20 protein-coding genes are annotated in these 21,357 nt (G+C 64.8%); 7 read left to right on the top strand and 13 right to left on the bottom strand.

Going from position 1 to position 21,357, the window contains the following annotated elements; translation table 11 throughout:
- Nucleotides 1-16 precede the first annotated feature (16 nt).
- On the bottom strand, nucleotides 17-469 hold the full coding sequence (locus LH128_RS06070; RefSeq protein WP_008828710.1) for a GatB/YqeY domain-containing protein: 453 nt from the start codon (nucleotides 467-469) through the stop codon (nucleotides 17-19).
- Between the two features lie 183 nt (nucleotides 470-652).
- On the opposite strand from LH128_RS06070, the gene carA reads away from it, so the two are divergent.
- From carA to greA, 4 genes are all read left to right on the top strand, one after another.
- Nucleotides 653-1,819 carry a glutamine-hydrolyzing carbamoyl-phosphate synthase small subunit gene (gene carA, locus LH128_RS06065; protein ID WP_008828709.1) on the top strand — a complete coding sequence of 389 codons (1,167 nt, stop codon included), beginning with the start codon at nucleotides 653-655 and terminating at the stop codon, nucleotides 1,817-1,819.
- Nucleotides 1,820-1,965: 146 nt separating this feature from the next.
- Nucleotides 1,966-2,352 carry a hypothetical protein gene (locus tag LH128_RS06060; protein WP_327195075.1) on the top strand — a complete coding sequence of 129 codons (387 nt, stop codon included), beginning with the start codon at nucleotides 1,966-1,968 and terminating at the stop codon, nucleotides 2,350-2,352.
- 46 nt (nucleotides 2,353-2,398) lie between these two features.
- Nucleotides 2,399-5,722: a carbamoyl-phosphate synthase large subunit gene (gene carB / locus LH128_RS06055; protein ID WP_008828707.1), complete on the top strand. Its 3,324-nt coding sequence runs from the start codon at nucleotides 2,399-2,401 to the stop codon at nucleotides 5,720-5,722.
- A gap of 114 nt (nucleotides 5,723-5,836) precedes the next feature.
- Complete coding sequence (greA, locus tag LH128_RS06050; protein WP_008828706.1) at nucleotides 5,837-6,313, top strand: transcription elongation factor GreA; 477 nt, start codon at nucleotides 5,837-5,839, stop codon at nucleotides 6,311-6,313.
- 64 nt (nucleotides 6,314-6,377) lie between these two features.
- Here greA and LH128_RS06045 read toward each other — a convergent pair whose 3' ends face one another.
- From LH128_RS06045 to LH128_RS06025, 5 genes are all read right to left on the bottom strand, one after another.
- Complete coding sequence (locus tag LH128_RS06045; RefSeq protein WP_008828705.1) at nucleotides 6,378-6,599, bottom strand: DUF4170 domain-containing protein; 222 nt, start codon at nucleotides 6,597-6,599, stop codon at nucleotides 6,378-6,380.
- A gap of 137 nt (nucleotides 6,600-6,736) precedes the next feature.
- Nucleotides 6,737-7,288 carry a hypothetical protein gene (locus tag LH128_RS06040; protein ID WP_008828704.1) on the bottom strand — a complete coding sequence of 184 codons (552 nt, stop codon included), beginning with the start codon at nucleotides 7,286-7,288 and terminating at the stop codon, nucleotides 6,737-6,739.
- Between the two features lie 18 nt (nucleotides 7,289-7,306).
- Nucleotides 7,307-7,609, bottom strand: a complete 303-nt coding sequence (locus LH128_RS06035; protein ID WP_008828703.1) for a hypothetical protein — start codon at nucleotides 7,607-7,609, stop codon at nucleotides 7,307-7,309.
- An 18-nt stretch (nucleotides 7,610-7,627) separates the two neighbouring features.
- Nucleotides 7,628-8,011 carry a phage holin family protein gene (locus LH128_RS06030; RefSeq protein WP_008828702.1) on the bottom strand — a complete coding sequence of 128 codons (384 nt, stop codon included), beginning with the start codon at nucleotides 8,009-8,011 and terminating at the stop codon, nucleotides 7,628-7,630.
- A gap of 35 nt (nucleotides 8,012-8,046) precedes the next feature.
- Complete coding sequence (locus LH128_RS06025) at nucleotides 8,047-8,526, bottom strand: DUF883 C-terminal domain-containing protein (protein ID WP_008828701.1); 480 nt, start codon at nucleotides 8,524-8,526, stop codon at nucleotides 8,047-8,049.
- 176 nt (nucleotides 8,527-8,702) lie between these two features.
- Between LH128_RS06025 and eno the strand changes: the two genes are divergently transcribed.
- A complete protein-coding gene (gene eno / locus LH128_RS06020; protein WP_008828700.1) occupies nucleotides 8,703-9,989 on the top strand; it encodes a phosphopyruvate hydratase in 1,287 nt (428 codons plus the stop codon).
- A gap of 116 nt (nucleotides 9,990-10,105) precedes the next feature.
- On the opposite strand, the gene LH128_RS06015 is transcribed toward eno, so the two are convergent.
- The 7 genes from LH128_RS06015 to LH128_RS05990 form a co-directional block, all read right to left on the bottom strand.
- Complete coding sequence (locus tag LH128_RS06015) at nucleotides 10,106-10,669, bottom strand: MarR family transcriptional regulator (RefSeq protein ID WP_008828699.1); 564 nt, start codon at nucleotides 10,667-10,669, stop codon at nucleotides 10,106-10,108.
- A 182-nt stretch (nucleotides 10,670-10,851) separates the two neighbouring features.
- Entirely contained in the window at nucleotides 10,852-11,016 is a 165-nt protein-coding gene (locus tag LH128_RS31290; protein WP_327195074.1) for a hypothetical protein, read from the bottom strand.
- 343 nt (nucleotides 11,017-11,359) lie between these two features.
- Nucleotides 11,360-11,782, bottom strand: a complete 423-nt coding sequence (ribH, locus tag LH128_RS06010) for a 6,7-dimethyl-8-ribityllumazine synthase (RefSeq protein WP_008828698.1) — start codon at nucleotides 11,780-11,782, stop codon at nucleotides 11,360-11,362.
- 1 nt (nucleotide 11,783) lies between these two features.
- Nucleotides 11,784-13,097 carry a 3,4-dihydroxy-2-butanone-4-phosphate synthase gene (gene ribB, locus LH128_RS06005; RefSeq protein ID WP_008828697.1) on the bottom strand — a complete coding sequence of 438 codons (1,314 nt, stop codon included), beginning with the start codon at nucleotides 13,095-13,097 and terminating at the stop codon, nucleotides 11,784-11,786.
- A 57-nt stretch (nucleotides 13,098-13,154) separates the two neighbouring features.
- Nucleotides 13,155-13,958: a crotonase/enoyl-CoA hydratase family protein gene (locus LH128_RS06000; RefSeq protein ID WP_008828696.1), complete on the bottom strand. Its 804-nt coding sequence runs from the start codon at nucleotides 13,956-13,958 to the stop codon at nucleotides 13,155-13,157.
- Between the two features lie 85 nt (nucleotides 13,959-14,043).
- Nucleotides 14,044-14,874 (bottom strand): coniferyl-alcohol dehydrogenase, encoded by an 831-nt coding sequence (locus LH128_RS05995; RefSeq protein WP_008828695.1) that lies wholly within the window; start codon nucleotides 14,872-14,874, stop codon nucleotides 14,044-14,046.
- 187 nt (nucleotides 14,875-15,061) lie between these two features.
- The gene (locus tag LH128_RS05990; RefSeq protein ID WP_008828694.1) at nucleotides 15,062-16,135 is read right to left on the bottom strand and encodes a YihY/virulence factor BrkB family protein; all 1,074 of its coding nucleotides are present in this window, start codon (nucleotides 16,133-16,135) and stop codon (nucleotides 15,062-15,064) included.
- A gap of 203 nt (nucleotides 16,136-16,338) precedes the next feature.
- On the opposite strand from LH128_RS05990, the gene LH128_RS05985 reads away from it, so the two are divergent.
- Both LH128_RS05985 and LH128_RS05980 read left to right on the top strand, forming a co-directional pair.
- On the top strand, nucleotides 16,339-18,564 hold the full coding sequence (locus LH128_RS05985) for an autotransporter assembly complex protein TamA (protein WP_008828693.1): 2,226 nt from the start codon (nucleotides 16,339-16,341) through the stop codon (nucleotides 18,562-18,564).
- On the top strand, nucleotides 18,564-21,357 hold a 2,794-nt coding region (locus LH128_RS05980; RefSeq protein ID WP_008828692.1), incomplete at its 3' end, for a hypothetical protein. The genes LH128_RS05985 and LH128_RS05980, both read left to right, overlap by 1 nt.

Raw genomic sequence — 21,357 nt, 5'->3', positions numbered from 1 at the left:
GCCGCCTGTCAGCAAATCAGGCCAGCGCCGCCTTCACCCAGCCGCTCGCCTTGGTCATGTCGAGCACCGTGCCGTGGCGGGCTTTCAGTTCGCCCATGACCTTGCCCATGTCCTTCATGCCGCTGGCGCCGGTTTCGGCCTTGATCGCCTCGATGGCGGCCATGGTCTCTTCCTCGGACAGCTGGGCGGGAAGGAACGTCTCGATCACTTCCAACTCGGCCTGTTCGTCTGCGGCCTTTTCGGGGCGGCCGCCCTGCTCGAACAGGGTGATCGATTCGCGGCGCTGCTTCACCATCTTCTGCAGTACGTCGATCACCAGCGCGTCGTCGTCGGGCAGCGTGTCGGCGGTGCGCAGCTCGATGTCGCGGTCCTTGATCTTTGCAAGGATGAGGCGGACAGTGGCGAGGCGCTGCTTCTCACCGGCCTTCATGGCGGTGATCTGCGCGGCCTTGATCGAATCACGAAGCATGGGTTTTCCTGCAAATGAACTGAGTGAACGGGGTGGTGCGTGTGGCAAAGCTAGCAACCTGCGCGCCGATTTGCACGTGTGCGCCCAAATTGCACCCCCACACCTTGACGCGGTGCACAACCCTCTCTAGCGGCCGCGTCTTAGCACACAACGTTAGAAACGCCGTCAACGGAGCGACCCACCATGGCCGACGCCGCATCTTCGCTTGCGCCCAAACCCGAAGGGGCAACGGGCGTTCTGGTTCTCAGCGACGGACACGTCGTATGGGGACGTGGTTTCGGTCATGTCGGAGAGTCCGTGGGTGAAGTCTGCTTCAACACCGCGATGACCGGCTACCAGGAAGTCATGACCGACCCGTCCTATGCGGGCCAGATCGTCACTTTCACTTTCCCCCACATCGGCAATGTCGGCGTGAACGAGGAAGACCTCGAATCGCTGGTCGATGGCGCCGTCGGCTGCGTCGTCCGCGAGGACGTGACGCTGCCTTCGAACTTCCGTTCCGCAGGCGGCTACGCCGAGTGGCTGGCGAGCAAGGGCAAGGTCGGCCTCTCGGGCGTCGACACCCGCGCGCTCACTCGCCGCATCCGCAGCGCCGGTGCGCCCAACGCCGTCATCGCCCATGACCCCGAAGGCAACTTCGACACTCCCGCGCTCATCAAGCGGGCGCAGGAATGGCCGGGCCTCGAAGGCATGGACCTTGCCAAGCTGGTCAGCCGCACGGATTCGCAGGGCTGGGAAGGCTCCGTCTGGACGCTCGGCGAGGGCTACGGCACTGCCGACGGCGAGACCCGCCCGCACGTCGTCGCGATCGACTACGGCGCCAAGGACAACATCTTCCGCAACCTCGTGAAGGCGGGCGCGCGCGTCACCGTGGTTCCGGCCGAGGCTTCGCTGGAAACCATCCTGTCGCTCAAACCCGCTGGCGTGTTCCTCTCGAACGGCCCCGGCGACCCGGCGGCGACCGGCGCTTATGCCGTGCCCGTGATCGCGGCGCTGCTGGAGCGTGACATGCCGGTCTTCGGCATCTGCCTCGGTCACCAGATGCTCGGCATCGCGGCAGGCGCGAAGACCAGCAAGATGTTCCAGGGGCATCGCGGCGCCAACCATCCGGTCAAGCGCCATGCCGACGGCGTGGTCGAGATCACCTCGATGAACCACGGCTTCGCGGTGGACAACACCTGCCTGCCGGGCAACGTCGAGGAAACCCACGTCTCGCTGTTTGACGGCACCAATTGCGGCATCGCGATCAAGGGCAAGCGCGCTTTCGGCGTCCAGTACCACCCCGAGGCGAGCCCCGGCCCGCAGGACAGCTTCTACCTGTTCGAGAAGTTCGTGGGTATGCTCGGCTGATGGTCGCAGCGGGTCAGGCTCCCTTGGCGGCGTTCGCGCCGTCCCACGCATCGGCGATGATTGCCGGTGCGGCCAAGGGAGCTTTCGACCCGGCCCGGCGGATTGCCTATGCATCCAGGCACCTCATAACAAAGAAGGTGCCTGAAATGACTAGCGCAATGTCCGCTCTGATCGACCACATGATCGCCTACTACGTCGCCGGGCCGGCGGCCGAACTCTCGGTCGCGCCGCGCTTCTATCCTTACGGCGAGCTTCAGCTCATCTTCGAGGACAAGGTCTCCGTCGCCGTCCGCAAGTTCGGCCCGAAAGTGCGCAAGCACTCCAAGGAAGCCGGCAAGGCCTTCATCGATCGCATGATCGAGACGGGCGCCTGGTCCACCAACCAGGGCGAGTACGGCGGCTCGATGCACCAGTTCCAGGCCGACCGCTTTCGCGAAGTCATTCGCGCTGAGCAGGACGCCAACCCCATCATCCAGAACGCGAAAGCCGATCCCGACTACTGGGACAAGGCTTTCGGTGATCTGGTGGCATAAGCCACCGGGTCGCATTACAAGACACACAGGACACCCAGGAAAGCCCATGCCAAAGCGCACCGACATCTCCTCGATCCTCGTAATCGGCGCGGGGCCCATCATCATTGGTCAGGCCTGCGAGTTCGACTATTCGGGCACCCAGGCGATCAAGGCGCTCAAGGAGGACGGTTACCGGGTGATCCTGGTGAACTCGAACCCCGCCACGATCATGACCGACCCGGACATGGCCGACGCCACTTACGTGGAGCCGATCACCCCCGAGGTCGTCGCGCGCATCATCGAGAAGGAGCGCCCCGATGCGGTGCTCCCGACGATGGGCGGCCAGACCGCGCTCAACTGCGCGCTGGCACTGTTCAACGACGGCACGCTGGAGAAGTTCGGCGTCCAGATGATCGGCGCCGACGCCGACGCGATCGACAAGGCCGAGGATCGCCAGCGCTTCCGCGACGCGATGGACAAGATCGGCCTCAACTCGGCGCGTTCGGGCGTGGCGCATACCTTGGACGAGGCTTTCGCGGTGCTTGAGCGCACCGGTCTGCCCTCGATCATCCGCCCCAGCTTCACGATGGGCGGCACCGGCGGCGGCATCGCCTACAACAAGGCCGAGTTCGAGGCGATCGTGCGTTCGGGCCTCGATGCCTCGCCGACCACCGAAGTGCTGATCGAGGAATCGCTGCTCGGCTGGAAAGAGTACGAGATGGAGGTCGTGCGCGACCGCCATGACAACTGCATCATCATCTGCTCGATCGAGAACGTCGATCCGATGGGCGTCCACACGGGCGACTCGATCACCGTCGCCCCGGCGCTGACGCTGACCGACAAGGAATACCAGATCATGCGCAACGCCTCGATCGAGGTGCTGCGCGAGATCGGCGTCGAGACCGGCGGTTCCAACGTCCAGTTCGCGGTGAACCCCAAGGACGGCCGCCTGATCGTCATCGAGATGAACCCGCGCGTGTCGCGTTCCTCGGCGCTGGCCTCGAAGGCCACCGGCTTCCCGATCGCGCGCGTCGCCGCCAAGCTGGCGGTCGGCTACACGCTCGACGAGATCATGAACGAGATCACCGGCGCGACCCCGGCCGCGTTCGAGCCGACCATCGACTATGTCGTCACCAAGATCCCGCGCTTCGCCTTCGAGAAGTTCAAGGGCGCCAAGAACGACCTCACCACCGCGATGAAGTCGGTCGGCGAAGTCATGGCGATCGGCCGCAACATCAAGGAATCGATGCAGAAGGCCCTGCGCGGCCTCGAAACCGGCCTTGACGGCTTCAACCGCGTGCCCGCGCTGGAAGGCGCCGGCCGTGACGTCATCACCGCCGCTCTTTCGCGCGCCACGCCGGAGCGTCTGCTGCACGCCGCGCAGGCCTTCCGCGAAGGCTTCACCGTGGACGAGATCCACGCGATCGCCCACTACGACAAGTGGTTCCTGCGCCACATCGAGGAAATCATCGCCGAGGAAACCAAGATCCTCGCCGAAGGTCTGCCCAACGATGCGGCGGGCATGCGCAAGCTGAAGGCGATGGGCTTCTCCGACAAGCGCCTCGCCACGCTGGCGGTGCGTTCGGTCGGCGTCGCGGGCGGTCTGGGCGAGACCCAGGCCAAGCGCTCGGGCCTGCTGCATGACGCGCTGCGCGCCATGGCCGGTGCCACCAGCGAGAAGGAAGTGCGCCAGCTTCGCCGCAAGCTGGGCGTCGTCCCCGTTTTCAAGCGCATCGACAGCTGCGCCGCCGAGTTCGAGGCGGTGACGCCCTACATGTACTCGACCTACGAGGCCCCGATCTTCGGCGAGCCCGAGGACGAGGCCATGCCGTCCGACCGCAAGAAGATCGTGATCCTCGGCGGCGGTCCGAACCGCATCGGGCAGGGCATCGAGTTCGACTACTGCTGCGTCCACGCCTGCTTCGCCCTGTCCGAGGCCGGCTACGAGACCATCATGGTCAACTGCAACCCCGAGACGGTTTCGACCGACTACGACACCTCGGACCGTCTCTACTTCGAGCCACTGACTGCCGAGGACGTGCTGGAAATCCTGCGCGTCGAGCAGCAGAGCGGCGAACTCGTCGGCGTGCTGGTGCAGTTTGGCGGCCAGACTCCGCTCAAGCTGGCGCAGGCGCTGGAAGACGAGGGCATTCCGATCCTCGGCACCTCGCCCGACGCGATCGACCTTGCCGAAGACCGCGAGCGGTTCTCGGCTCTGGTCGACAAGCTCGGCCTCAAGCAGCCCGCCAACGGCATTGCCCGCAGCCGCGACGAGGCGGTGAACGTCGCCAATCGCATCGGCTACCCGGTGCTGATGCGCCCAAGCTACGTGCTGGGCGGCCGCGCGATGGAGATCGTCGACAGCGAACAGCAGCTCGACGACTACATCACCACCGCCGTGCAGGTCTCGGGCGACAGCCCGGTCCTCATCGACCAGTACCTGCGCGACGCCATCGAGTGCGACGTCGATGCCCTGTGCGACGGCGAGCGCGTGGTCGTGGCAGGCGTCATGCAGCACATCGAGGAAGCGGGCATCCACTCCGGCGACAGCGCCTGTACCCTGCCGCCTTACAGCCTGCCGCCCGAGATCATCGCCGAAATGGAGCGTCAGGCCGAGAAGCTGGCGTTCGGCCTTAACGTCAAGGGCCTGATGAACATCCAGTTCGCGGTGAAGGACGGCGAGGTCTACCTCATTGAGGTCAACCCGCGCGCCTCGCGCACGGTGCCCTTCGTCGCCAAGGCGCTGGGCCAGCCGGTCGCCAAGATCGCTGCGCGCGTCATGGCGGGTGAGAAGCTGGACACCTTCCCGCCGTTCAAGCGCGACCTGCCGTACATGGCGGTCAAGGAAGCCGTGTTCCCCTTCAACCGCTTCCCCGGCGTCGATCCGGTGCTCAGCCCCGAGATGAAGTCCACCGGTGAAGTGATGGGAATCGATAGCGATTTCGCTCGCGCCTTCGGCAAGGCGCAGCTTGGCGCCGGCATGAAGCTCCCGGTCGAGGGCACCGTGTTCGTTTCGGTCAAGGACAGCGACAAGCCGGTGATCCTGCCTGCGGTGAAGACGCTGATCGAGCAGGGTTTCCGCATTGTAGCCACCAGCGGCACGCAGAAGTATCTGGCCGAAGCGGGCCTGCAGGTCGATTTGGTCAATAAGGTGGCCGAAGGCCGTCCGCACATCGTCGACAAGATCGTCGATGGCGAGATCGCGCTGATCTTCAATACCACCGAAGGCTGGCAGAGCCTGGTGGACTCCCAGTCGATCCGCGCCTCGGCGCTGACCGGCAAGGTTTCGATCTTCACCACGGCGGCGGCCAGTGTCGCTGCGGCGGAGGCGATCGCGACAATTCGCGGGAGCAAACTTGAAGTGCGATCGTTGCAGGACTACTATAGCTGAAATCGATCTCGCCTCCCCCCACATCGCAGCAGATCGGCCCCGCCCGCCTAGGGCGGGGACAGGAAACTAGTCGCAAGACCTTTGGGGGAAGGCCGCAGGAGGAAATGAATTAGAATGGCAAGTGTCGAAAAGCTGCCGATGCTCGCGGAAGGTTACGAGCGGATGACCGCGGACCTCAAGGCGCTGCGCGATGAGCGTCCGCTCATCGTCGACGCCATCGAGGAAGCGCGTGCCCACGGCGATCTTTCGGAAAACGCCGAGTACCACGCCGCCAAGGAGCGCCAAGGCCAGGTCGAGGCGACCATCGCCGACCTCGAGGATAAAATCACGCGTGCGCAGATCATCGATCCCGCGACGCTGTCGGGCGACAAGATCATCTTCGGCGCCACCATCACTCTTCTCGACGATGACGAGAAGCCGGTGAAGTACCAGATCGTCGGCCCTTACGAAGCGGACGCGAAGGTCGGCCGCATCAGCTACAACTCGCCGCTCGGCAAGGCGCTGATCGGCCGCAAGGTCGAGGAAGAGATCGAAGTGACCGTCCCCTCGGGCGACAAGTTCTACCTGGTGCAGAAGATCGAATTCATCTGATCCTCTCCGCTTCAGGATAAAGAAAAAGGCCGGCGTTTCCGCCGGCCTTTTTCGTTTCCGCTGCTCAGGCTGCCGGCAGTTCCGGCTCGAGCAGGCGATGAAGATGCACGATCACGTACTTCATCTCGGCATCGTCGACGGTGCGCTGCGCTGCCGATTTCCAGGCATTCTGGGCCTCGGCGAAATCGGGATAGACACCGACAAGGTCGAGAGCCTTGAGGTCGGTGAATTCGAGGCTGCGCGGATCCTTGACCCGGCCGCCCATTACAAGGTGAAGCTTCTGCATGGGAGAGTGCCGCTTTCCTGCTGGTTGGGAGATAAGCGGCCTATAATTTTGGAGAGGTCAAGGAGCAAGTGCACAAGACGCACCTTGATCGCGCAGTAAGCGAAAAGGTGCGTCTTTAGCTGAAATTCACGAGCCGTTTACGATCTAACACGCTTCTTGAGGTCTTCGGCCATGTGCAGCACCTTGGTCGAGCGGACAGCCGCCGCGTCTCCAAGGCGGTTGGCGGTGTCGGCAGCCGCATCGCCAAGCCTGCTGGCTCGGCGGGCAGTCGCACGGCCGAGGGCACTTGCGGCGCCTACTGCAGCCAGGCCGTACTTTTCGAGATTGAGAATGGCCAGATCGCTGGCCTTTTCGGCGCTGTCCGCGAACTTCGAGGCCTGCTTGCGCGCATCGATGCCGATGTCGTGCGCCTTGTCGCCCACCTTGCGGCCGAGTACGACGCTGGCGGTGCCGGCAGCCTCCGCGAGGTCCAGCGTGCGCGCGACGATCCGCCTGCTGACGCGGCGCGGCAGGAGGGCGCTCACCGCGACGCCGACGGCGACACCGCCTGCGACGGTCAGTACCGGGTGCTTCTTGACGAAGGCGATGACTTTGTCAGACGGCGTGGGCTCGGCGATTTTCGCGGGCAGGGCGACGACGTTTGCGCCTTTACCGGCAGCGATCGGGGTGGACGACTCGGTCTTGCTCACCTGGCGTTCCTTCCTTGGTCAAGAGACCCGGTCGCGCGCACTGTCCAACAGGCGCTGCGCCAGGTCGATAATGGGATTACGCAGAAACCAAAGCACGAGCGCTGCCAAGGTTCCGCCGATTGCGGCGGGATGCTCCTCGACAACGGCAACGGCCTCGTCGAACATCAGCTTGGCCTGATCGAGCGCCTCGTCAGCGATCCGGCCGCCGATCCCGCGCTCGTCCATGTCGGCCTTGAAAGCCTGGTAATGTCCGTCGAACTTCGCCTTCGCGGCGTCGCGCGCGGCCCGGTCCGCCAGAACCTGCGCTGCCTGCTTGCCCATTCGAGCCCCCGTAATAGATTAATCGCCCTGAGAACCGCCCGCGATACGCAGCATCCGGCGCAGCCGTGCGCGCGCACTCCAGGCCCCGAATGCGGCAAGCGCAAGCAATACCAGCGTGACAACCGCCATCGCGCCCCACAATCCGAGCAGCGGACCCAGGGCAATCACCGTACCGACCACGAAGGCCATGACAGCGAAGAAAACCAGCACCGCTGCCACCACGAGCAGCATGACGATAGTGCGTGTTTCCGACCCGACATATGCAGCGCGCGACTTTTGAAACGCGAGTTCAGCCTGCGCAAAAACCTTCGCATCATCAGCCAGCTGGCGCAGATCCTGCGCCAGCGACAGATTCTTGTAATGCTCGGCCGCAGGGGCGAGGGTGGGTGTGGTGTCCTGCATTCTCTCAGGAAGTCAGCTCAGGCGCCGAAGCGCCTTCACTTGCCCCTGAACAGGCGGGAAAGCACGAAGCCGGTCGCGGCCGCGATGCCGAGTGCCTGCCACGGGCTGTTGCGCACGAACGTCTTGGCATCCTCGCCAATGTCTTCGATCGACTTCTCGTCCAGCTTGGCTCCGGCGTCGGCCAGCGACTTCGAAGCGCTGCGGGCGTAGTCGCCGTACTTCACGCCGACCTTCTCGTCGATCAGGGCGGCATTGTCGTCGATCAGCTTGGAGACGCCGACGATCGCCTGACTGGCCTTGGCTTTGCCTTCCTCGGCATAGCCGGCGGCCTTGACCTTGGCATCGGCCGCGAAGGCGCTGGCCTTGTCCTTGGCTTCACCGCTGCGGGTCTTGCATTCGCTCGACACTTCACCGGCGAAAGCCTGCGCACCGGCCTTGGCTTCCTCGACCGCCTTGGAGAAGTGATTCTTGGCGCTTTCGGTGCCGTTTCCGGCGGAGATGGTGGGTTCGACCATGCGATTATCCTTCCTTGTCTATCCTTGGCGCGAATTGGCATCATAAGCCATGTGCGGACAGAGTAACACAACTTGTCGTTCCTTGCTGCAACGCAACTTGTCACGCGAAGTTCCCCTGCTAAGACCGCCTCCGGACGGATGGCGCGTAATGCGCCCGCTTGAGGAGAACCGCAGACATGACCGCGATCATCGACATTCACGGACGGGAAATCCTGGACAGCCGCGGCAACCCCACCGTGGAGGTGGACGTCCTGCTGGAAGACGGCAGCTTCGGCCGCGCGGCAGTGCCCTCGGGCGCATCGACCGGCGCCCACGAAGCGGTGGAACTGCGTGACGGCGACAAAAGCCGCTATCTCGGCAAGGGCGTGCTCAAGGCCGTGGATTCGGTCAACGGTGAGATCGCCGAGGCGCTCGTCGGTCTCGACGCCGAAGACCAGCGTGACCTCGACCTTGCCATGATCGAACTCGACGGCACGCCGAACAAGGCGCGCCTCGGTGCCAACGCCATTCTCGGCGTCAGCATGGCCGCCGCGAAGGCCGCCGCCAATGCGCGCGGCCTGCCGCTCTACTCCTACGTCGGCGGCGTTTCGGCGCATGTCCTGCCGGTGCCGATGATGAACATCATCAACGGCGGCGAGCATGCCGACAACCCGATCGACTTCCAGGAATTCATGGTCATGCCGGTCGGCGCCTCGTCGCTGGCGGAAGCCGCGCGCTGGGGTGCGGAAATCTTCCATACGCTCAAGAAGGGCCTGCACGAGAAGGGCCTCGCCACCGCCGTGGGCGACGAGGGCGGCTTCGCGCCGAACCTTGCCAGCACCCGCGACGCGCTGGACTTCATCATGGCCTCGATCGAGAAGGCAGGCTTCAAGCCGGGCACCGACATCAAGCTCGCGCTCGACTGCGCCTCGACCGAATTCTTCAAGAACGGCAAGTACGAGATCAGCGGCGAGGGCCTGAGCCTGTCGCCGGTGGCCTTCGCCGACTACCTCGCCGATCTCACCGAAGCCTATCCGATCATCTCGATCGAGGACGGCATGAGCGAGGACGACTTCGAGGGCTGGAAGGCGCTGACCGACAAGATCGGCCACAAGGTGCAGCTGGTCGGCGATGACCTCTTCGTCACCAATCCTGCGCGCCTGACCATGGGCATCGAGAAGGGCCTGGCGAACTCGCTGCTCGTCAAGGTCAACCAGATCGGCACCCTGACCGAGACGCTGGAAGCCGTCTCGATCGCCAACCGCAACGGTTACACCGCCGTCATGTCGCACCGTTCGGGCGAGACCGAGGACGCGACCATCGCCGACCTCGCCGTCGCCACCAATTGCGGCCAGATCAAGACCGGCTCGCTGGCCCGTTCGGACCGGCTCGCCAAGTACAACCAGCTCATCCGCATCGAGGAAGAACTGGGCAAGGCCGCGCGCTATGCGGGTCTGAGCGCGTTCGGTCGCCTGAGCGTCTGAACCTGAAGTGTCGCGGGTGATCGGCGCCGGGGAAATGGCGCCGATCACCCGCTTCCTCCGCACGGCGACCAGCCTGTCCCCCCATGGGGCGAAGAGGTGGCTGGAGGCCGATCGCCTCAGCGTGCGGCGACGCTGTCCCTTGCGGTATCGTCGATCAACACGACGGAGCGGGATGCGGAGGCGAAGTATTCGAGCATCGCGGCATAGCCCCGCGCGCTCAGTTTGACGTAGACCCGGCGCGCGTCCCCGGGATCGGCCTCCCGTACGAGGTGCCCCTGCTTTTCGAGAATCGCGATCCAGCGCAGCGCCGTCGTCGAAGGGACGGCGGAGCCGATGCATGCGCTCGTCACCGAGACGCGGCGGCGCTCCTTGGCAGCGATGAACAGATCGAGCAGGATGTCCCACGCCGGTTCGCCGAACAGTTCTTCCGAGCGGAAGATCTTGGTGCGCCGCCGCCTGTCGTCGTAAGTCTGGCGGGCGAGTTCCACCCAGATCGGGTGATCCTGGCTCGCCGTGCCCTTGGGCTCACGGGCTTCCCCGGTGATGGCGAGGCTTTCCAGTATCGCCGAGGGACTCTCTCCGATCTCCAGTTCCCGCGCCATTGCCAGAAGTTCGTTGGCGATGCCGATCAAGCGGATCGCCTTCGCCCGATTGCGCATCAACTGGTCCGTGTTCTCCATCGAATAGGATCGCCTGATGCAGGCCGCACGACTTCCTTCGCGAAAGTCATCGCGGCGATTATGCCCATCGTTGCGAGAAAAGCAGCGGCGCTCAGCAGGTTATGACCTGCAGTCGCCGCTGTGTTGCTTGATCCGCCACGGACAAATCATAGGCAAACTTCCGAGGAAACGTCTCGCGTAGCTTAATCCGTATCGGACGCTTCACGCGGAATGCCGAATTCCCGGCATAAGGATTCGATGGCAGCCTGGAGATGGGCGGCGGCGATCATCGCGCCGATCTCTTCCAGTTGGTCGAGGCGCGTCTCCAGATCGGCGGCCAGCGACTTCGCGATTGCGTCCTTGTTCACCCAAGCGTTCTCCAGCGGGAGGAAGCAGTGCCTCCTCCCGGACCCGATACCACGAGCCATGGTTTGCGACCCGCCGGTTTGCCCGGCGTCAGTTGTTCCAGGTTATACATCCGTTTTCGAGCAAAATCGGAGCGACCTGCTCACGAACTACACGATGGATGATAATTGAAAACCGCGAATCCGATGGTGTCCTGTAAGTGAACATTCTGAAATAGGCGATTAATCGCAGCGAAATTACGCTGATGTGAACGGTATTGAATGGATTTAGGTATAGTTACTTATTCAATTCGATCACGCGATGCCCTCGGATTATCCGTTTCAGGCATCGCGTGACGATTGGTTTTCAGCCGCCGAAGCGGCTTTTGAGGTCGTAGAGGGCGATGGCCGCCTTGGCGGCCTCGCCGCCCTTGTCCTTCTGCGCGGCGTCGGCGCGGACGAGAGCCTGCTCCTCGTTCTCGACCGTGAGGATGCCGTTGCCGATGGCGATGCCGTCCATGGTCAGCGCCATGATCCCGCGCGCCGATTCGCCAGCAACGATCTCGAAATGGTAGGTCTCGCCGCGAATGACGACGCCGATGGCCACGTAACCGTCATAGTCGCCGGTGGCATCGGCCAGCGAGATGGCGGCGGGGATTTCGAGCGCGCCCGGTACGGTGATCACCTCCGCCTTGTGGCCCGCCGCCTTGAGCGCGGCCTTGGCGCCCGCGATCAGCATGTCGTTGAGATGGTCGTAGAAACGCGCCTCGATGATGAGGAAACGGGCCATGTCAGTTCGATCCTTCGCTGGTCGGGGCGATGATGGGCCGCTCGCCGACGATGTTGAGTCCGTATCCCTCGAGGGCGACCAGCGAGTGGTGCGTGTTGGTCAGCAGGACCATGTCGTGAATGCCCAGTTCCGCCAGGATCTGCGCGCCCACGCCGTAGTCCCTCAATTCCTCGAGGTCCGGGGTGCCGCCATTGCGGAACTCCTGCTTGATGTCCATCACGCGCGACATCAACTTGTTCATCGGCCGGTTGATGACCACGATCACGCCCGAGCCTTCCTCGCCGATCATTTCCATCGAGCGGTGCAGCAGGTCGCCGCGATCGCCGGTGTCCTCGCCGAAGATGTCCGCGAAGAAGGACAGGGTGTGCATGCGCACCATGGTCGGCTTCGACGGGTCGATGCGGCCCTTGACCAGCGCCACGGTTTCGTCGCCGGTCGCGCGGTTGAAGTACGAGCGTGCCACCCAGTCGCCGCCATGGCGCGAGTGGAAGCTGATCTCGTTGCGCTTCTCGATCATGCGGTCGTGCTTGCGGCGATAGGCGATAAGGTCGCGGATCGTGCCGATCTTCAGGTCGTGCAGGCGCGCAAAGCCGATGAGGTCGTCCATGCGGGCCATGGTGCCGTCCTCCTTCATGATCTCGCAGATCACGCCGGAGGGGTTGAGCCCGGCGAGGCGCGAGATATCGACCGCCGCCTCGGTGTGCCCGGTGCGCACCAGCACGCCGCCGTCGCGGGCGCGCAGCGGGAAGACGTGGCCGGGGGTGACGATGTCGTCGCGGGTCTTGGTGCCGTCGATGGCGACCGAGATGGTGCGCGCACGGTCGCCCGCCGAGATACCGGTGGTGACGCCTTCGCGTGCCTCGATGGAGATGGTGAAGGCAGTTTCATGGCGCGTGCCGTTATGGCGGCTCATCAGGTTGAGGCCGAGTTCATCGACGCGCTGGCTGGTGATCGCGAGGCAGATCAGACCGCGCCCGTGCATCGCCATGAAGTTGATCGCGGCCGGAGTCGCCATCTGTGCCGGGATGATGAGGTCGCCTTCGTTCTCACGGTCTTCGTCGTCGACGAGGATGAACATGCGGCCGTTGCGGGCTTCGTCGATGATCTCCTCGATCGGAACGAGCACTTCGCGCTCGTCGTTCGAGAAAAGGACGCGCTCCAGCTTGCCGAGGGTTTCGGCGGTAGGGTTCCAGTCGTCCTCGGTGCAGTCGCGCAGCGTGTTGGCGTGGAGGCCGGCGGCGCGCGCCAGGCTGGACTTGCTCATTCCGCCCTCGGTTACGAGCTTGCGGACCTTGTCGATCACATCGGTAGCCATTGTGGTGTTCGATCTCACATTTCAGTGTGATCGAAATAGGCTTGCTTCACATTCGGATCAAGAGCCTTTGAATTGCGGTGGCCGCTTTGCGAGAAAAGCGGCGACGGCTTCCTCGTGGTCGGCCGTGGCGTGGGCGGCAGCCTGCATGGCCGAGGCCATCTCCAACAGCGTGGCAAGGTCCGCACGGCGGCCTTCCCACAGCAGTCGCTTGGTCATCCGTACCGCGTGCGGTGGATTGGCGGCGATGCGGCGGGCGAGGGCGCGGGCGGCGCCGAGAAGTTCAGCATCCGGCACCACGCGGCTGACAAGGCCGCAGGCCAGCGCCTCGGCGGCGTCGATCGCATCGCCGGTGAGCGCCATCTCGGCGGCTTTCGACCAGCCGATCACACGCGGTAACAACCATGAGCCGCCGTCGCCCGCGATGAGGCCGAGCTTGACGAAGCTCTCCGCGAACTTCGCGCTCTCGCTGGCGATCCGCAAGTCGCACATGCAGGTGAGGTCGCAGCCCGCGCCCATGGCTGCGCCGTTGACGGCGGCGATGACCGGCACTTCCAGCGCCGCGAAGGCGAGCGGGAGCCGCTGGATGCCGCGCTTGTACGAAAGACGCGTGGCGGCAGGAGATCCGGCGTTGAGGGTGCCGCCGGGCTTCATCTCGTTGATGTTGCCGCCGGAGGAAAAGCCCTTGCCCGCGCCTGTCAGGATGGCGACACGGGCCTGCGGGTCCGTCTCGAGCCGGGCGAGGGCGGCGAGCAGGGCCTCGATGACCTCGGCGTCGGAGATCGGGTTGCGCAGTTCGGGGCGGTTGAGCGTGAGGAGGACGATGCCCTCCTCGTCGATTTCGTACAGCACCGCATCGCTCATCGCCTGTCTTCTTCCGTCCTGTCGCGTCGAAAGCTCAACCTAAAGACCGGCAGCGGTCCCGGATCAAGTCCGGGACGACGACTAGCTATGCATCCTGCTTTCGGGCCATCATCTTCGTGATATCGACCTGACCCGTGGCCAAGCCGCCCATGAAGCCGCCGTCCACCGGTAGCACGACGCCATTGACCACGCCTGCGAGGTCGGAGTTGATCAGGACCAGCGGCCCCGCCTGTTCTTCCGGCGTGGTGTAGCGGCCGAGCGGCTCGGCGGCGGCATCGACGACTTCCTTGCCCGAGACGGCGTGGAAGGTCGCCATCATCGGCGTCTGCGTGGGCGAGGGGAGCGAGCAGTTGATGCGGATGCCCTGCTTGATCAGGCGGGCACCCATGAACTGCGTCCAGACGATGACGGCTTCCTTCGAGAACGCATAGCCCTCGCCGACCTGGTCCATGTTCGCCTCGCACCAGTCGAGACCGGCCTGGAAGCCCTGCGTCGCCAGCAGTTGCATGTGGACCGGGATACGGCGGCTCCAGCCGAGGCCGCCCGTCGAGGCGATCGAGACGATCGCGCCCTTGCTCCCCATCAGCGGGATCACCTGCTCGGTCAGGTGACGGGTGCCGAGGAAGTTGACCTTCATCGTGTCCATGGCCGGAAAACCGCCTCCGCCAGGCAGCCCCGCGCAATTGAACAGGGCGTCGATCTTGCCTCCTACGCCGCTGACGGCGGCCTCGAGGCTGGCCGGATCGCGCAGATCGATCTGCGTGAACGAGGCCATCGGCACGGCGCTTTCCTTGAAGTCGAAGCCGTGGACCTCGGCGCCGAGCGATACCAGCAGCTTCGCGGCGGCCTCGCCCATGCCGGAGAAGCAGCCGCTGACGATTACGCGCTTGCCCTTGTAGCCCAGAACATCACTCATTGGTCGGTCCTTCCTCTCACGGGCGTGGTGCTGGCCGGGGCCGGACCTGCCGTTTCCTTTGCCCGTAGCTATGCGCTGTCGCGGCCCGGGTTCAACCGTCGCAACGGGTCATCGCGGACACGATGGCGGAGGCCGTCTTTCTATCGGTTCTGCACTTTGCCCATCGGCGGCTACGGGCGCGCGGCCGTTACGCTTCGGCGCTGGCGCCGTCCGCGCGGCGCCGCTCTGCTTCGGCGCGGTGATGCTTGCGCCGTTCGAGTTGCCTTGCCGAAGGTACGCCGTCGTCGATCAGGTCGGCCAGTACCGCTCCGCGCTCTCCGGCTGGGCGAGCCGGACCGACCGTAGTGTCGCAGAAGGTCTGGCGTTCGATCTCGGCATTGAGCAGCGCGCCCAGCAGAACGCCGTAGGCCGACAGGAACAGCCACATCAGGAACACGACGATGGCAGAGAGTGAGCCGTAAGTCGCGTTGTAGTCGCTGATGTAGGCGACGTAGAGCGAGAACCCGAACGATACCGCCAGCCACAGCAGCGTCGCCAGCAGCGAGCCGGGCGCCAGCCAGCGCCACTTGGCGGGGCGCCGGTCCGGTCCGTAGCGCATGATGAGCGCGAACCCGGCGCTGCCCAGCGTGATCGCCGCCACCCAGGTCAGCACCTTGAACGTCATCTGGGTAGCGCTGCCGAGATATACGCTGGTCTCGGTCTGCAGCCAAGCGAAGACACCCCCGGACAGAACGCCCGTCAGCGCCAGCAGGATCGCGGCAAGCGTGAGGCCGCCGGTGCGCATTGTGCGGGCGATCACGCCGCGCGTCTCGCGCTCCTCGTTGATGATGTTGAGTGCGCTGACCATTCCGCCCGCCGCACGCATGCCACCGTAGACCGCGAAGAAAAGCGCGATCACGAGGGCAAGTCCGGTTACGCCCGAGTTCGTCGAGATGATCCGCAGGAGTTGCTCTTCCAGCAGCCGGGCGACTTCGGGCGGCACGACATCGACGATGCTGTCCATCTGTTCGCGCACCATGCCGACGTCGGCGACGAGGCCGTAAACCATCACGGTTGCAGCGATCAGCGGGGTCAAGGCAAGGAACGTGTAGAAAGCCAGCCCCGCCGACAGCAACCCGAGTTCGTGGAAGCCGATCATCACATAGACGCGCTTGACCACACGAAACCATGCCGCGCGCGGCATGGCTAGCGGGCTGTTGGCATCTGCGCCGGGGACGGTTTCGATCTCGGCGTTGCCAGCCCCGGATCCCGCGCTATTCACTACAAGCCTGTGTGAACGAGGGAACTTTCGCTGTTGCAATGCGATAGGCATTCTCAGGAGGGGCCGGGCAGACCGGTCCGGAAAAGGGGTGATTCGTCGCGGTGTCCATGTTCAGGCTAATCGATCATCGGCCGGATCGTTCCCTGTCCTTGCGTCATGGATGTGCCGGCGGCGCGGTCGCCCTGGTACTAGCTCTGGGTACGATGTTGCCGTCGGGCAATGCATCGGCGCAGACGAAACCTGCCGAAGAGACAGCAACCGCCGCCCCTTCGGCCAAGCCGGATCAGGGGGCGGCACAGGATCTCGAAGCAGGGCAGGTTCAGGTGCCGGCGCTACCGTCCGACTCCGCCCTGCCTCAGGTCGATCCGATCATCCCCGATGGCGAGTTCAACTCCTCGATCCCTGCGCTCGACACCTCCGACGATCCCGAACTCAACAAGCCGCTCGAATCGATCGACGCTTTCGAACGGCGCATCGCGCAGCAGCAAAGTGGCGCGAAGCCCACTGAAGGTGCCGCGCCTCCCGCCGGTGACCCTGCTCTGGCGGATGGAGACACGGTCGAGGCGATCGGCGACGCACCCGTGCGTGACGCCGAACTGACTGCGCCGCTGCCGCCGATCGATCAGTTCGAGGTCACTCCGGTCCAGATCGCCGAGGGTGATGCCGCCGAAAAGGACGTGGAGGTGCGTTATCGCCTCGACATCAAGGGCCTCGAACTTGCCGACAAGGAGACGGATACCGACCTCGAAGGTCAGTTCGACGCGCTTTCCGCGCTGAAGAAGGGTGACGGCAAGGCCGCCAACAGCGCCATGATCGCCGCGCGGCTGACCGAGGACAGCCAGCTCATGCAGACGGTCCTCGCGTCCGAGGGCTGGTACAGCCCGCAGGTGCGTACGCGCATGGACCCGTCATCGGATCAAGACAAGCCAGGCTTGACCGCGGTGATTCAGGTTAACCCGGGCAAGCGCTATGTCTTCTCCGACATTCAGCTAAAGGCCGACCCGACGGTGCCGCCCAGCCTGATCGCGGACAACTTCCCGCTCAAGGTCGGCGAGCCGATAGTAGCGGAACGTGTGCAGGGCGCCGAGGCACGGGTTGCCGTGGCTCTTCCCGAAAACGGCTATCCTTTCGCCGAAGTCGGCCAGCGCGATATCCTGCTCGATCAGGACGCGGGCAACGGCGTCTATACGCTGCCGGTGACGGTCGGCCCGCGTGGTCGCTTCGGCGGTTTTACGACCGATGGTGACATGGCCTTCGATGCGAAGCACATTCAGGTTCTCGCCCGGTTCAAGCGCGGCGAGCTTTACGACAGCCGCAAGGTCGACGATCTGCGCAAGGCGCTGGTCGCCACAAGCCTGTTCTCGACCGTTGCGGTCGAACCGCAGAAGACGGGCGATCAGGCCGGCGACGGCACCGAGTACGTCACGCTGCACGTCAAGCAGGATGCCGGTCCGCCGCGCACGATCGCCGGGTCGGTCGGCTATGCGGCCGGAGAGGGCATCACGGCTCAGGCCACCTGGACTCACCGCAACATGTTCCCGCCCGAGGGTGCGCTGATCGCGCATGCCATCGCCGGTACGCGGCAACAGGGTGCGGGCGTAACCTTCCGCCGCTCCAATGCGGGCAAGCGCGATCGCACTTTCGAACTGGTCGCCGAGGCGTTCCACAACGACTACGACGCCTATAGCGCCTATACCGGGCGTATCGCCGCGCGCATCGCCCGGGATTCTACGCCCATCTGGCAAAAGCGCTACACCTATGCCTTCGGCGTCGAGATGCTGGGCACGGCCGAGACGGATTACGATGCTGCAAGCGGTACTCGCAAGCGGCGCACATATTACGTTGCGGGGCTCAACGGGCAGGTCGGGTTCGACACTTCCGACGATCTGCTCAACCCGACCAAGGGCTACCGGCTGACTACGCTGATCCAGCCGGAAGCCACCGTAAGGAACGGCTTCGATCCCTACATCCGCGCGCGGCTCGATGCCTCGACCTACTACCCCATCAGCGACAGCTTCGTGCTGGCGGGAAGGATCCGCCTCGGCACGATCCAGGGCGCAGGGCTGTTCGACATCGCCCCATCACGCAGGCTCTATGCGGGCGGCGGCGGCTCGGTGCGCGGCTTCGCCTATCAGGCACTCGGTGAGCAGGCGCCGGACGGCAACCCCGTCGGCGGTCGCAGTCTGAACGAGGGGTCGTTCGAGGCTCGCTATCGCTTCGGCAACTACGGCGTCGTTGCTTTCGTCGATGCCGGTCAGGCCTACCGCGAGACGATGCCGCAGTTCAACAATCTGCGCTATGGCGTCGGCATCGGCGGCCGCTTCTACACCAACTTCGGGCCGATGCGGCTCGACGTGGCGACGCCGATCAACCGGCAGCCTGGTGAATCGCGTTTCAACATCTACGTATCGATCGGGCAGGCGTTCTGATGGCCGGCCCGGAGGAGAACAGCGAAGGCATGGCGCCCCAGCCGGAAACCGAAGCCACCGAGGTCGTGGTCGAACAGCCTTCGCGCTGGCATCGCATCCGCGTAAGGGCGCTCAAGACCGTCGCCTTCGTGCTGCTGGGCGTGGTCGCATTCCTCGTCGCGGTGGTCCTGGGGATCAATACCGGCCCCGGCCGCCGCTTCGTCGCGGACCAGATCGCCGCGCTTGAATTCCAGAACGGCATGAAGATCACCGTCGCGCGGATCGACGGTTCGCTCTACGGCAAGATGATCCTGCGTGGTCTGTCCGTGCGCGATCCGCGCGGCGAGTTCCTGTACTCTCCCGAAATTCGCGTGGACTGGCGCCCGTTCGCCTATCTCGACAACCATGTGGACGTGCGCAGCGCTACCGCGCAGCGCGTGGTGCTGCGCCGCACCCCGCATTTCCGCGCGACGCCGCCCAGCGACGCGCCGCTGCTGCCCGACCTCAATATCGACGTCGGCGAACTGCGCATAGACCGCTTCATTGCCGAACCGCCGGTTTCCGGCCAGCGCCGGATCATGACGGTCGCCGGACGCGCGCATATCGCCGATGGCCGCGCGCAAGTCAGCGCCAAGGGCGGCACCATCGCCGTCGCGGGCAAAGGCGGCGGCGATCGCTTCAACGCCGTGCTCGACGCCGTACCCGACCGCAACCGCCTTGGCCTCGATGTCGATATCGATGCGCCCAAGGGCGGCCTGATCGCGGGCCTCGCAGGGTTTACCCAGCCGGTCACGCTCAAGCTGGCGGGCAAGGGCGACTGGGCGGCCTGGAACGGCAAGCTCGATGCCAACCTCGGCAGCGGCGAACTGGCGCGGCTGGCGCTGACCGCGCGGGACGGTACGTTCGTCATCAAGGGACCGACGCAGATCGCCCGGATGTTCACCGGGCCGACCGCCAGCCTGCTTGGGCCGATCACCAATATCGACCTGACCGCGGCCTTCGATAAGCGCCGCGCCAGACTGTCGGGCATGATCTCGAGCGACGCATTCAACCTGACCCCGAACGGCCTCGTCGATCTCGGCGAGAACCGGTTCGAGGACCTCAAGCTCGCGTTCGTCCTGCTCAAGCCCGCCGCCATGGCGCAGAACCTCAGCGGGGCGGGCCTGACCGCCAACCTCGCGCTCGACGGCGCGTTCACCACGCCCGCGGTCAATTATCAGCTGGCCGCCCGGCGGCTGGTGATGAACGACATGGGGCTGGAGAACCTGACGGCGCGCGGCGCCGCGAAAGTGGACGCCGGGCATATCATGATCCCCGTCGCCGCACGGGTCGGTCGGATCACCGGGCTCGATACCGTCGCCGGGGGGACGCTGGCGAACGTTACGCTCAACGGTGATCTCGCGATCGAAGGAACGCGCATCCTGTCGGATAACATGCGCCTGCGCTCCGATCGTATCGACGCCGGGCTGATCCTTGTCGCCGACATGAGCAAGGGGCTCTATACCGGCGCGATCGACGGCAAGATCGACAACTACCGCGTCGACAGCGTCGGCATCTTCAACATCCGCACGAACATGGACCTCAAGACCGAGGGTCAGGGCTTCGCCTTGCAGGGCACGGTGCGCGCACGCTCCACCAAGTTGCTGAACGAGAGCCTGCAGACCTATCTCGGTGGCAATTTCTCGGCATCGTCCAACGTGAAGTACGGTTCGGACGGCGTGGTGCGCTTCTCCAGCGTCCGCATGAATGCGCCGCTGCTCAAAGTCACCGGCGGGCAGGGCAGTTGGTCGCCCGACGGGCGCATTGCGCTCGCCGCGAACGGGACATCGCGCCAGTACGGCGCCCTGGGTGTCCGGGTGACGGGAACCATCACCAACCCCGACGCCCATGTCACGGCGGAGCGTCCGGGTCTCGGCATCGGCCTCGCCAACCTCGATGCGCGGATCAAGGGCGCGCCGGGCGGCTATCGCCTCGATGGCAAGGGCGACACCGACTACGGACCGCTGCGCGCTGACGTGACGCTTGGCCTCGGCAAGCAGACTTCGGTACAGATCAACAGCGCCAACTTGTCCGGCGTCGATTTCGCCGGGCGAATCGTGCAGACACCTGCAGGTCCCTTCGCGGGACAACTGACTGCGACCGGCAACGGCATCGGCGGCCTCGTGCGGCTGGATGCCGAGGGCAAGTACCAGGCGGCCGACTTCAACTTGCGCGCCAAGAACGCGATCTTCGACGGCCCTGCCAAGCTATCCATTGGATCGGCCATCATCGACGGCCGGGCGGTGCTCTACGACCAGCCTTACGTCGTTGCCGACGCGCAGATCGCGGGCACCAGCATCGGTGCGCTCGATCTGGCAGCGGCCCGCGTAATCGTCGATTATCGCGACGGGCGCGGCAAGGCGAAGGGCCTGATCGAAGGCGTCAGCGGCGTACCGTTCCGGCTCGGCCTCAACGCCGACATGCAGCCCGAACTGTGGCGCGTGGCGCTGCAGGGCAGGGTGCGCGGCCTCGACGTCAAGACGACCACGCCCGCGCGGATCATCCCGAAGAACGGCACGTACGAACTGCTTCCCACCAACATCGCGTTCGGTGGCGGCAGCCTCAAGCTGGCGGGCACTTACGGCGAAGGCATCAAGGTGCAGAGCCGCATGGAGGGCGTCGATCTCGCCATCCTCAACGCCTTCGCGCCGGGCTACGGCATTGGCGGCAAGGTCAGCGGCAGCTTCGACTTCGAGCAGGCAAGCGCCACCGCATTCCCCCGCGCCGATGCCCGCCTCTCCCTCACCAATTTCACCCGGACCAGTTCATCGGCGG

Source organism: Sphingomonas sp. LH128 (assembly GCF_000293195.2).
GTDB classification, from domain to species: Bacteria; Pseudomonadota; Alphaproteobacteria; order Sphingomonadales; family Sphingomonadaceae; genus Novosphingobium; species Novosphingobium resinovorum_A.
This window is presented reverse-complemented; position numbering and strand designations above follow the sequence as displayed.

Coding starts and splice junctions, on each gene's coding strand:
- LH128_RS06070 (WP_008828710.1), bottom strand. CDS start 469: ATGCTTCGTGATTCGATCAAGGCCGCGCAGATCACCGCCATGAAGGCC.
- carA (WP_008828709.1), top strand. CDS start 653: ATGGCCGACGCCGCATCTTCGCTTGCGCCCAAACCCGAAGGGGCAACG.
- LH128_RS06060 (WP_327195075.1), top strand. CDS start 1,966: ATGACTAGCGCAATGTCCGCTCTGATCGACCACATGATCGCCTACTAC.
- carB (WP_008828707.1), top strand. CDS start 2,399: ATGCCAAAGCGCACCGACATCTCCTCGATCCTCGTAATCGGCGCGGGG.
- greA (WP_008828706.1), top strand. CDS start 5,837: ATGGCAAGTGTCGAAAAGCTGCCGATGCTCGCGGAAGGTTACGAGCGG.
- LH128_RS06045 (WP_008828705.1), bottom strand. CDS start 6,599: ATGCAGAAGCTTCACCTTGTAATGGGCGGCCGGGTCAAGGATCCGCGC.
- LH128_RS06035 (WP_008828703.1), bottom strand. CDS start 7,609: ATGGGCAAGCAGGCAGCGCAGGTTCTGGCGGACCGGGCCGCGCGCGAC.
- LH128_RS06030 (WP_008828702.1), bottom strand. CDS start 8,011: ATGCAGGACACCACACCCACCCTCGCCCCTGCGGCCGAGCATTACAAG.
- LH128_RS06025 (WP_008828701.1), bottom strand. CDS start 8,526: ATGGTCGAACCCACCATCTCCGCCGGAAACGGCACCGAAAGCGCCAAG.
- eno (WP_008828700.1), top strand. CDS start 8,703: ATGACCGCGATCATCGACATTCACGGACGGGAAATCCTGGACAGCCGC.
- LH128_RS06015 (WP_008828699.1), bottom strand. CDS start 10,669: ATGGAGAACACGGACCAGTTGATGCGCAATCGGGCGAAGGCGATCCGC.
- ribH (WP_008828698.1), bottom strand. CDS start 11,782: ATGGCCCGTTTCCTCATCATCGAGGCGCGTTTCTACGACCATCTCAAC.
- ribB (WP_008828697.1), bottom strand. CDS start 13,097: ATGGCTACCGATGTGATCGACAAGGTCCGCAAGCTCGTAACCGAGGGC.
- LH128_RS06000 (WP_008828696.1), bottom strand. CDS start 13,958: ATGAGCGATGCGGTGCTGTACGAAATCGACGAGGAGGGCATCGTCCTC.
- LH128_RS05995 (WP_008828695.1), bottom strand. CDS start 14,874: ATGAGTGATGTTCTGGGCTACAAGGGCAAGCGCGTAATCGTCAGCGGC.
- LH128_RS05985 (WP_008828693.1), top strand. CDS start 16,339: ATGTTGCCGTCGGGCAATGCATCGGCGCAGACGAAACCTGCCGAAGAG.